The sequence below is a fragment of the Stenotrophomonas sp. genome (assembly GCF_050737075.1).
In the GTDB taxonomy this organism is placed as follows: Bacteria; Pseudomonadota; Gammaproteobacteria; order Xanthomonadales; family Xanthomonadaceae; genus Stenotrophomonas.
The window spans coordinates 1-10,621 of record NZ_JBOHXV010000130.1 but is presented as its reverse complement, the minus strand read 5'-3'; the positions used below and the strand labels follow the sequence as shown (position 1 = coordinate 10,621).

7 protein-coding genes and 1 pseudogene are annotated in these 10,621 nt (G+C 69.4%); 3 read left to right on the top strand and 5 right to left on the bottom strand.

The annotated features are described in order from the left end of the window. From ACREPD_RS20550 to ACREPD_RS20535, 4 genes are all read right to left on the bottom strand, one after another. The coding region (locus tag ACREPD_RS20550) for a twin-arginine translocation signal domain-containing protein (RefSeq protein ID WP_431601025.1) at positions 1 to 131 on the bottom strand (131 nt) is incomplete at its 3' end. 103 nt (positions 132 to 234) lie between these two features. Continuing rightward, positions 235 to 630, bottom strand: a complete 396-nt coding sequence (locus tag ACREPD_RS20545; RefSeq protein WP_431601023.1) for a CopL family metal-binding regulatory protein — start codon at positions 628 to 630, stop codon at positions 235 to 237. A gap of 92 nt (positions 631 to 722) precedes the next feature. Next, the gene (gene recQ / locus ACREPD_RS20540) at positions 723 to 2,525 is read right to left on the bottom strand and encodes a DNA helicase RecQ (RefSeq protein ID WP_431601022.1); all 1,803 of its coding nucleotides are present in this window, start codon (positions 2,523 to 2,525) and stop codon (positions 723 to 725) included. 116 nt (positions 2,526 to 2,641) lie between these two features. After that, positions 2,642 to 3,190: a Dps family protein gene (locus tag ACREPD_RS20535; protein ID WP_421567612.1), complete on the bottom strand. Its 549-nt coding sequence runs from the start codon at positions 3,188 to 3,190 to the stop codon at positions 2,642 to 2,644. Between the two features lie 89 nt (positions 3,191 to 3,279). Between ACREPD_RS20535 and hrpA the strand changes: the two genes are divergently transcribed. Continuing rightward, positions 3,280 to 7,389 (top strand): ATP-dependent RNA helicase HrpA, encoded by a 4,110-nt coding sequence (gene hrpA, locus ACREPD_RS20530; protein ID WP_431601021.1) that lies wholly within the window; start codon positions 3,280 to 3,282, stop codon positions 7,387 to 7,389. A 43-nt stretch (positions 7,390 to 7,432) separates the two neighbouring features. Here the strand turns inward: hrpA and ACREPD_RS20525 are convergent, their stop codons facing one another. Further along, positions 7,433 to 7,969: a hypothetical protein gene (locus tag ACREPD_RS20525; protein WP_431601020.1), complete on the bottom strand. Its 537-nt coding sequence runs from the start codon at positions 7,967 to 7,969 to the stop codon at positions 7,433 to 7,435. A gap of 113 nt (positions 7,970 to 8,082) precedes the next feature. On the opposite strand from ACREPD_RS20525, the gene ACREPD_RS20520 reads away from it, so the two are divergent. Together ACREPD_RS20520 and ACREPD_RS20515 are read left to right on the top strand one after the other, a co-directional pair. Next, entirely contained in the window at positions 8,083 to 10,248 is a 2,166-nt protein-coding gene (locus ACREPD_RS20520) for a RelA/SpoT family protein (protein ID WP_431601024.1), read from the top strand. A 29-nt stretch (positions 10,249 to 10,277) separates the two neighbouring features. After that, positions 10,278 to 10,621, top strand: a pseudogene (locus ACREPD_RS20515) (hypothetical protein); the annotation flags it as partial.

The window sequence follows — 10,621 nt, the reverse complement described above, 5'->3', positions numbered from 1 at the left end:
GCGAAGGCGCGCGCGGGCAGGCCGCTGGCGGCCAGGCCGGCGACCACGCCGCCGGCGGCCACGCCCTGCACGAACAGGCGCCGCGACGGCAGGGGCGGGGCGCCCGTGCCGGGTTTTTTAGGGAAAGACATTGCAACTCCGAATCCGATTCGAATGGCACACGCGGTGCCGTCAACGCCACGCGCCGGGGCGCGTAGGCAGAGCCTCAGGCCTGCGCTCATAGAGCGCGGCGGATCAGGCGATCGGAGGGCGGGTGATGCGGTCCAGCGGCGGCATCGGCTGCGACGGATGCGCGGCCAGGATCGGCGCCACGGAGAGCGGCGGCGGGGTGGCGATCCAGGCGATCTGCACGGTCAGGCTGGGCTGTTGGGCGCAGCTGCGCAGGCAGTCCTTGATCTTGCAGTGATCGCCGTCGTGCGGCGCCTGTACGCCGGTCTCGTCAGCGGCCTTGGCGTGGTGCGCATGGGCGGCGGCGACCGGGGCACGGCTGTGGCAGGGCGGTGCGGTGGCTTCTACGGGGGCGGACGGAAGCATCGCCAGCGTCATGGGGCCGGCCATGGCCGCGTTCAGCCCGTTGAGCAACAGGCTGAGCATCAAGACCACTCGCAGGAGCAGGCCACCGGCGGTCATGGGCGCCACCTTAGCGCCTATGCGCGCGCGGCGCACCCGTGGCTGAATGCCGGGTTCAACTCTGGAGTCCGGTCCGACAGGGCGCATGGGCATCAGCCTTCTTCGCGCACGATCTCGACCAGGCGCTCGCCGTAACGCGAGAGCTTGGTGCCACCGATGCCACCGACCCGGCCGAGCGCGTCGACGCTGGTGGGGCGCTGTTCGGCGATGTTGCGCAGGGTGCTGTCGTGGAAGATCACGAACGCCGGCACGTTCTGTTCGCGGGCCAGCTCGGCGCGCAGGCCGCGCAGGGCGTTGAACAGCGCCAGGTCCTGCGGCAGCACGGACAGGCCGGTGCGCTGGCCGCCGCGCTCGCGTTCGCGGGTCTTGGGGCTTTCGCGGCGCATCATCACCTTGCGCTGGCCCTTCAGGACCTCGCGGCTGCCATCGGTCAGGCGCAGGCCGCCATAGGCGTCGCTGTCCACTTCCAGCAGGCTGGCGGCGACCAGCTGGCGGAACACGCTGCGCCAGGTGCGCGCGTCGAGGTCCTTGCCGATGCCGTAGGTGCTCAGCTCGGTGTGCCCGAACTGGCGGATCTTGTCGTTCTCGCCACCGCGCAGGATGTCGATCAGGTGGCCCACGCCGAAGCGCTGGCCGCTGCGGTATACGCAGCTGAGCGCCTTCTGGGCGGCGACGCTGGCATCCCAGGCGTCCGGCGGCAGCAGGCAGTTGTCGCAGTTGCCGCAGGGCTGCGGATAGGTCTCGCCAAAGCCGGCCAGCAGCACCTGGCGGCGGCACTGCATGGATTCGCAGTAGCCCAGCAGGTGGTCGAGCTTGGAGCGCTCCAGTGCCTTGCGTTCTTCGCCGGCCTCGGACTGTTCGATCATCTGCTTGAGCAGCACCACGTCGCCCAGGCCGTAGCAGAGCCAGGCTTCGGCAGGTTCGCTGTCGCGGCCGGCGCGCCCGGTTTCCTGGTAATAACCTTCCATCGACTTGGGCAGGTCGGTATGCGCGACAAAGCGCACGTCGGGCTTGTCGATGCCCATGCCGAAGGCGATGGTGGCGCACATGACGATGCCGTCCTCGCGCAGGAAGCGGCGCTGGTTGGCTGCACGCACCTCGGCCGGCAGGCCGGCGTGGTAGGGCAGGGCGTTCATGCCCTCCTTGCACAGGAATTCGGCGGTCTCTTCGACCTTGCGCCGCGACATGCAGTAGACGATGCCGGCCTCGTCGCGGTGACCGCGCAGGAAATCCAGCAGCTGGCGCTTGGCGTTGTCCTTCTGGACCACGGTGTAGCGGATGTTGGGCCGGTCGAACGAGCTGACGAAGTGCTGGGCGTTGGTCAGGTCCAGGCGCTCGGCGATCTCGCGCTGGGTCGGCGGATCGGCGGTGGCGGTCAGCGCGATGCGCGGCACGTCGGGCCAGCGCTCATGCAGCACGGTGAGCTGGCGGTATTCAGGCCGGAAGTCGTGGCCCCACTGGGAGACGCAGTGGGCCTCGTCGATGGCGAACAGGGCGATGCGGCTGCGGGACAGCAGCGACAGGAAGCGGCCGGTCAGCAGCCGCTCGGGCGCGACGTACAGCAGTTCCAGCTCACCGGCGAGCAGTTCGCGTTCGACCCGCGCGGCGGTTTCCGCATCCAGGGTGGAATTCAGGTATTCGGCGCGCACACCCAGCTGGCGCAGGGCTTCCACCTGGTCCTGCATGAGCGCGATCAGCGGGGAGATGACGATGCCGGTGCCGTCGCGCAGCAGGGACGGCACCTGGTAGCACAGCGACTTGCCGCCGCCGGTGGGCATCAATACCAGTGCGTCATTGCCGGCCGCGACATGCTCGACGATCGCCTGCTGCGGACCGCGGAATTCGTCGTAACCAAAAATGCGGTGGAGCAGTTCGTGCGCGGGGCGGGATGACATCGCGGTAGTTTACCGGTTCCGGGGGGTGTTCCCCCGTCCGGAATTCCCGCACTGGTTCATCAGGCGACGGTGGCGCCGGCCGTTGGCCGGCACCACCGGCCGGGCAGAGCCCGGCGCTACTGGAGCAAAGAGCGGAGCATCCAGGCGTATTTTTCGTGGGTCTGCAGGCGCTGGGTCATCAGGTCTTCGGTCGGGGCGTCGTCGGCGTCGTCGGCCACGTCCAGCACCTTGCGGGCGGTGCGGCACACGGCCTCGTTGGCGGCGACCAACTGGCGTACCATTTCACGCCAGTCCGCGCTGTCGGTCAGGCCCGGTTCCTCGGCGATCGAGGTCAGGGCGGCGAATTCGCGGTAGGAGCCCGGGGCGTTGAAGCCCAGTGCGCGGATGCGTTCAGCCACGTCGTCCAGGGCTGCCCACTGCTCGGTGTACTGGGTTTCGAACATCAGGTGCAGCGAGTTGAACATCGAGCCCGTCACGTTCCAATGGAAGTTGTGGGTCTTCAGGTAGAGCGTGAACGCGTCTGCCTGGAAGGCCGACAGTCCGTCGGCGATCTTCTTGCGATCGGCTTCTTTGATCCCGATATCAATGTTCGGGGCCGACGGAGCCGCCGTCGCCAGTTTCTGCTTGCCGGTCTTGGGTTTGGCCGGAGCCTTGGTCTTCGCCATGGGGGAAATCCTCCTTGTGGATGGGATGGCCTTCACAATAGATCAGACTACTCTTCAAGTAGTACTCAAAGTTCTAAACGATTCGATTGATGACCTCTATCAGTAAACCTTCCGCCCCGCCGCTGCAGGCGCAGCACACCGCCATCGACGGCGCCATGAGCCGTGACCGTGGGCGCCTGCTGGGGATGCTGTCGCGCGTGCGCGCCAAGCCGGCTGATGCGGGCGTGGCCGCGGCGTTCGAGCAGGCCCTGCAGGCGTCGGTGCAGCGGCGCCAGGCGCGGGCGCTGAAGCAGCCGTCGATCACTCTGGACGACAGCCTGCCGATTGCGCGTGAAGCCGAGGCCATCACCGCCCTGATCCGTGACCATCAGGTGGTGGTGATCGCCGGTGAGACCGGCTCGGGCAAGACCACCCAGCTGCCCAAGCTGTGCCTGGCGGCCGGCCGCGGCGTGGCCGGCATGATCGGCTGCACCCAGCCGCGCCGGATCGCGGCACGTGCGGTGGCCACCCGCGTGGCCCAGGAGCTGAACTCGGAACTGGGCACGACGGTGGGTTACCAGGTGCGGTTCACCGACCGGGTCGGCGACGACACACGCATCAAGTTCATGACCGACGGCATCCTGCTGGCGGAAATCAGCAGCGACCGCTGGCTGTCGCAGTACGACACCCTCATTGTCGACGAGGCGCACGAACGCAGCCTCAACATCGATTTCCTGCTGGGGTATCTGAAGCAGTTGCTGAAGAAGCGCCCCGACCTGAAGCTGATCGTTACCTCGGCGACCATCGACACCTCGCGCTTCGCCCAGCACTTCGACGATGCGCCGGTGATCAGTGTCGAAGGCCGCACCTTCCCCGTGGAAGTGCGCTACCGGCCGCTGGAAGGCGAGGGCGGTGGCGATGAGGAGGGCGGCCGCGACGGCGAACGCACCGTCAATGAAGCCGTGGTGGGCGCGGTCGACGAGATCACGCGGCTGGACCCGCGCGGCGACATCCTGCTGTTCTTCCCCGGCGAGCGCGAAATCCGCGACGCCCACCAGGCGCTGGAACGGCGCAAGTACCGCGAAACCGAGGTGCTGCCGCTGTACGCGCGCTTGTCCGTGAAGGACCAGGACCAGGTCTTCAACCCCGGCAGCAAGCGGCGCATCGTGCTGGCCACCAACGTGGCCGAGACCTCGCTGACGGTGCCGCGCATCCGCTACGTGATCGACCCGGGCCTGGCCCGCGTGAAGCGCTACAGCCCGCGCCAGAAGCTGGACAGGCTGCATATTGAAGCGATTTCCCAGGCCAGCGCCAACCAGCGCAAGGGCCGCTGCGGGCGTGTGTCCGAGGGCATCTGCTACCGGCTGTACTCTGAGGCCGACTTCCAGTCGCGCGACGAATTCACCGATCCGGAAATCCGGCGCTCCAGCCTGTCCGGCGTGATCCTGCGGATGCTGCAGCTCGGCTTGGGCCAGATCGAGGATTTCCCGTTCCTGGAAGCGCCCGACGAGCGCGCCATCGCCGATGGCTGGCAGCAGCTGGGCGAGCTGGGGGCAGTCGACAACGAACGCCGGCTTACCCCGATCGGCCGCCAGATGGCCCGCCTGCCGGTGGACGTCAAATTGGCGCGCATGCTGGTCGCTGCCCAGGCGCAGGGCTGCCTGCGGCCGATGCTGGTGATCGCCTCGTTCCTCGGCATACAGGACCCGCGCGAGCGGCCGCCCGAGGCGCGCGCCGCTGCCGACAACGCACACGCGCTGTTCGCCGATGGCCGCTCGGAATTCGTCGGCGTGCTGAAACTGTGGGAAGGCTACCGCCAGGCCCACGAAGACCTCACCCAGTCCAAGCTGCGCGGCTGGTGCGAACGGCACTTCCTCGGCTTCCTGCGCATGCGCGAGTGGCGCGAGCTGCACCGCCAGCTGCGGGTGCTGTGCGAGGAGCTGGGCTGGAGCGAGGAGCCGCAAGACAGCGCCATGGCACCGCTGCTGGCCGGATCGGCCGCGCCCGCGCCGGCGCGCGACGACGAGGCCAAGGCCAAGGCCACGCGTGGGCAGCAGCACCGCGCCGCGCGGCTGGCCCGTGAGGGCAAGACCGAAACGCCGCCGGCAAGCAGCCCGAGCGCCCCGGCCGCCGCCGCGTACGTGGCGACGGACCCGCGCGCCGGCTTCAGCGAACGCGTGCGCGCGAATGCCTACCAGACCCTGCACCGCGCCCTGATCGCCGGCCTGCCCACCCAGATCGGCCATCGCAGCGACAAGGGCGACTTCCTGGCCCCGCGCCAGCGCCGTTTCCTGCCGTTCCCGGGCTCGGTCATGGCCAAGCGGCCGCCGCCGTGGCTGCTGGCCGCCACCCTGCTGGACACGCAGAAGGTGTGGGGCCTGACCAATGCGGCGATCGAGCCGGACTGGGTGATCGCCGAACTGCCGCACCTGCTGCTGCGCAAGCACTTCGACCCGCACTGGTCGCGCGCACAGGGGCAGGTGCTGGCCTCCGAGCAGATCAGCCTGTTCGGCCTGGTGTTGGCGCCGAAAAAACCGGTCCACTACGGGCGCATCGCGCCCGGCGAAGCACATGACATCTTCGTGCGCCAAGGCCTGGTGACCGGCGAGATCAACACCCGTGCCAGCGTCATCGCCGACAACCTGAAGGTGCTCGAGCAGGCGCGCGAGGAAGAAGCCAAGCTGCGCCGCGCCGGCATCGTCGCCGACGAGGGCTGGCAGGCGCGCTGGTACCTGGACCGCATTCCGTCGGAGATCCATTCGGCGACCGGCCTGGACACCTGGTGGAAGGGCCTGGCGCCGGAGAAGCGGCGCGCGCTGGCCTGGTCGCTGGCCGACCTGCTGCCCGGCGAAGGCAGCGACGCCGAGCGTTATCCCGCCTACCTGCCACTCGGCGACGCGCGCCTGGCGCTGCACTACCGCTTCGAACCGGGCAGCGAGGACGACGGGGTCAGCCTGGACGTGCCGCTGCACCTGCTCAATGCACTGGATCCGGCGCGGCTGTCGTGGCTGGCGCCGGGCTTCGTGGCCGACAAGGCCTCGGCGCTCATCCGCAGCCTGCCCAAGGCGATGCGCCGCAACTACGTGCCGGCGCCGGACTTCGGCCGTGCCTTCGCCGAGGCCTTCCCCGCGCCGTCGGCCGATGACCTGCGCGGCGAACTGGCGCGCTTCCTGTCGCGCGCGACCGGCGTGCCGGTGGCGGCCACCGATTTCGATGAGGCGGCGCTGGACCTCCACCTGCGCATGAACCTGCGGCTGCACGATGCGCAGGGCACCTTGCTGGCTGCCTCGCGTGACCTGGACGCATTGCGCGCGCGCTTCGGTGAAAAGGCGGGCGACGCCTTCGCCGCGCGCGCGGGCCGCGCGCTTGCCGCGGAAGGCCTGCGCGATTTCCCGGCCACGCCGATTCCCCTGCAGGTGCCTGGCGAGGCCGGCGTGCCGGCCTATCCGGCGCTGGTCGATGCGGGCGAATCGGCGTCGCTGCGCATCTTCGCCGACCGCAACGAGGCGCTGGAGCAGCATCCGCGCGGCGTGCGCCGGTTGCTGGAGATCGGCCTGGCGGAGAAGGCCAAGCAGGCGCGCAAGCAACTGCCGGTGCCGGCCAAGACCGGCCTGCTGTATGCGGCGATCGAATCGCAGGAACGGTTGCGCGGCGACCTGGTGGACGCGGCGATGAATGCGGTGCTGGCCGATGGGCTGGGTGAAATCCGCGATCCGGCGACGTTCGCCAAGCGCCGCGATGCAGCCGGCCGCGAGCTGTTCGGCGAGGCGATGGCGCGGCTGAAGCTGGCCGAGAACATCCTGTCGCACGTCGCCGAGCTCAAGCCGCTGCTGGAATCGCCGCTGATGGGCTGGGCGCGTGGCAACCTGGACGACCTGGAGCAGCAGCTTGCTGGCCTCGTGCACCCGGGGTTCCTGCGCGAGACGCCGGCCCATGCGCTCGCCCAATACCCACGCTACCTGCGCGCGATGATCCTGCGCAGCGAGCGCGCCAAGCGTGATCCGCCGCGCGATCAGGCGCGCATGCTGGAGCTGCGCCCGTTCATCGACGCGCTGGCCGAGGGGCAGGCGCGTGGCCTGCGCGGGCGCACGCCGTGGCAGGAACTGCGCTGGGACCTGGAAGAGCTGCGGGTATCGCTGTTTGCCCAGGAGCTGGGGGCGAAGACCGGCGTTTCCGCCAAGAAGCTGGCCCAGCGCGTGGCTGCGCTGCGCCAGACCTGATCGCCGGAAGGGCCCTGCGCCGACACGGCGCGGGGCCGCACGCTTACTTGACGCGCTGGACCTTGGCGCGGGTGTTGCTGCCCTTTACCTGCATGTACCAGGTGCCCACGACACCCGGCGAGATCGACACTTCCGGGTTGGTCTTGCGCACGCCGGCGAGGGTGACGTCGTCGGTCTGTTCCCATTCCTGCTTGTTGGCCAGCACGTAGCGGCGACCCTTGCCGAAGCCGCGGAACTCGCCTTCCAGCGTGCTCACGATCGGCTCCTTGGTGCCGAAGGCGAAGAACCCGCGGTTCTTCACGATCACTTCCTGGCGACCTTCTTCACGGGCTTCCTCGCGCACCTGCTCGCGAACCTGCTCGCGCACGTCGGCGCTGACGGCCGCCACCTTGCCGTGCAGCCAGTCATTGAGGGCGGCCAGTTCAGTCGGGCTGAGCTTGTCCAGGCCGGCGGCCTTGAATTCGGCGGGCGACATCTGCTGCTGCAGGTTGCCGTCGACCACGCGTTGGGCAAGCGCCGGGCCGGCCATGCTCAACAGGACGGCCGCACAGGCCAACAATCTCAGACGGGAAAAGCGCATGGCAGGTCTCCAGGAAGGAATGGCGGCGTACGCCGCAAGGCAAAAAACAATTCAAGCACCGGTTGTGATTGTCCGGCAACGGTACCGGCGCTAGTGTAGGGCTCTCCGTCTCTCTGCACGATGCTGTGAACCGCGCTTTTTCCCCCGGCCTGGATGCCCTGTTGAACCGACCCTCGGCGGCGTCGCTGCCGCCTGCGCTGTGCGAGGCGCTGCTGCAGCGTTGGCACGCCGACGAGGCCGACCACTCGATGCACGCCGGCTGGCCGGTGCTTGCCGACACGCTGGATGCGCTGGCGCTGCTGTCGGCCGACGACAGCGCGCTGCTGGCGGCGCTGCTGTTCGACCTGCCGTGGCTGCGCGCCGGGCTGGACGGGCTACCGCTGGGCACCCACAAGACCGCCGTGGTCGGACTGCTCGATGGGCTGGACGCCGCCGACCAGGTCTGGGCGCTGCATGCCGGTCGCGATGCGGGGCGCAACAGCGAGGGCCTGCGCCGCCTGCTGCTGTCGATCATCCAGGACCTGCGGGTGGTGCCGATCCTGCTGGCGCGGCAACTGGCGCGCATGCGCGCGGCCGACCGCCTGCCCGAAGAGGAACGCCGCGCGCTGGCCCAGCTCACCCGCGACATCCACGCACCGTTGGCCAACCGGCTCGGCATCTGGCAGCTGAAGTGGGAGCTGGAGGACCTGGCGTTCCGTCACCTGGAGCCCGAGACGTACCGGCGCATCGCGCGCGAAGTGGATGAAACCCGGCTGGCGCGCGAACGCTATGTGGAAACGGTCAAGAAGGTGCTGTCGCGCGAGCTGCTGGCGCAGGGCATCCAGGCCGAGGTCAGCGGTCGCCCGAAGCACATCTACAGCATCTGGCGGAAGATGCAGAAGAAGCGGCTGGCCTACGAACAGCTGTATGACATCCGCGCGGTGCGCGTGATGGTGCAGGACGTGGCCGCGTGCTACGCCGCGTTGGGCGTGGTGCATTCGCTGTGGGCGCCGGTGCCCAGCGAGTTCGACGACTACATCGCCCGGCCCAAGGCGAATGACTACCGGTCGCTGCATACGGCGGTGGTCGGCCCGGAAGGGCGCACCATCGAAGTGCAGATCCGCAGCCACGACATGCATGCGCAGGCCGAGCTCGGCGTGGCCGCGCACTGGCGCTACAAGGAAGGCAGCAAGGGCGCGGAGAAGGCCTTCGACCGCAAGATCACCTGGATGCGCCAGCTGCTGGAGCAGTCGCAGGAAGGCCACGCCGGCGAACTGGCCGGCGCGCTGGATGCGGAGTTGACCGAAGACCGGGTCTACGCGCTCAGCCCCAAAGACGAGGTGATGGACCTGCCGCAGGGCGCCACCCCGCTGGATTTCGCTTACCACGTGCATACCATGGTCGGGCACCGCTGCCGTGGCGCGAAGGTCAACGGCCGCATCGTGCCGCTGACCTACCGCCTGCGCAGCGGCGACCGGGTGGAAATCCTCACCGGCAAGGAGGCCGACCCTCGCCGCGACTGGCTGCTGGCCTCCAGCGGCTTCCTGGCCAGCAACCGCTCGCGTGACAAGGTGCGCAGCTGGTTCCACAAGCTCGACCGCGTGCGCAACGTGCAGGCCGGCCGCGACCTGCTGGACCGCGAGTTGAAGCGGCTCGGGCTGCAGCATGCCGACCTGGCGGTGGCCGCGAAGAAGTTCCATGCCGACAGCGTGGATGACCTGTACATCCAGGTCGCACTCGGCGATACCGGCCCCAACCAGGTCAGCCGCGCGCTGCTGGAAGCCGAGCGCGCGGCCAGCCAGCCGGCGGCGCCCGCGCTGCCGCGGCCGACCGCGCGCCGCGACAGCCTGGGCGCCTCCAAATTCACCGTGCAGGGCGTGGGCAACCTGCTGGTGCAGCTGGCCCGCTGCTGCCAGCCGGTGGCGGGCGAGCCCATCGTCGGCTACCTCACCCGCACCCGTGGCGTGACCGTGCACCGCACCGACTGCGCGGCGCTGGCGCGTCTGTCGGCGGCCAGCCCCCAACGCATCCTGCCGGTGGAATGGGGGCAGGCCGGCGGCGGCTATGAAGTGGACGTGGTGGTCAACGCGGTCGACCGGCGCTGGCTGCTCAAGGACATCACCAACCTGATCGCGCAGGAAGATGCCTACGTGCTGGATATCCACAGCGACAACGTGCGCAACAGCGGCCGCGCGCACCTGCGCCTGCGCCTGAAGGTGAGCGACTACGGCCAGCTGTCCACCCTGCTGGGCAAGCTCGATGCGCTGCCCGGTGTCAGCGACGCGCGACGTCTAGGCTGAGATCACGTGAACAGCGCTAGGCTCAGGGAATGAGCCATCACCCGGACCACGAGGATGCCGCGCATGCCGCCCTTCGCCGCGTGCGCCGCGAAGGGCGCTGGTGGTGGGTGCAGGCCTGGCAGGCGCGGCGGATATGGCGCTGGGCGCTGCTGCTGGCGGTGCTGCTGTTCGCCGCGCTGGTGCTGGTGAGGCGCCCGTTGGCGAACTGGTTCTGGAACGAGCCGCAGGTGGAGCAGCTGCTCGATCGCGGCGACCGCGCCCTGGCCGCCGGCCGGCTGACCGCCGCCGACGGCAGCGGTGCACGCGAGTGGTACCAGGCGGCGCTGGCGCTGGATGGCGATCGCCCGCAGGCGCGCGCCGGCCTGGCGCGCAC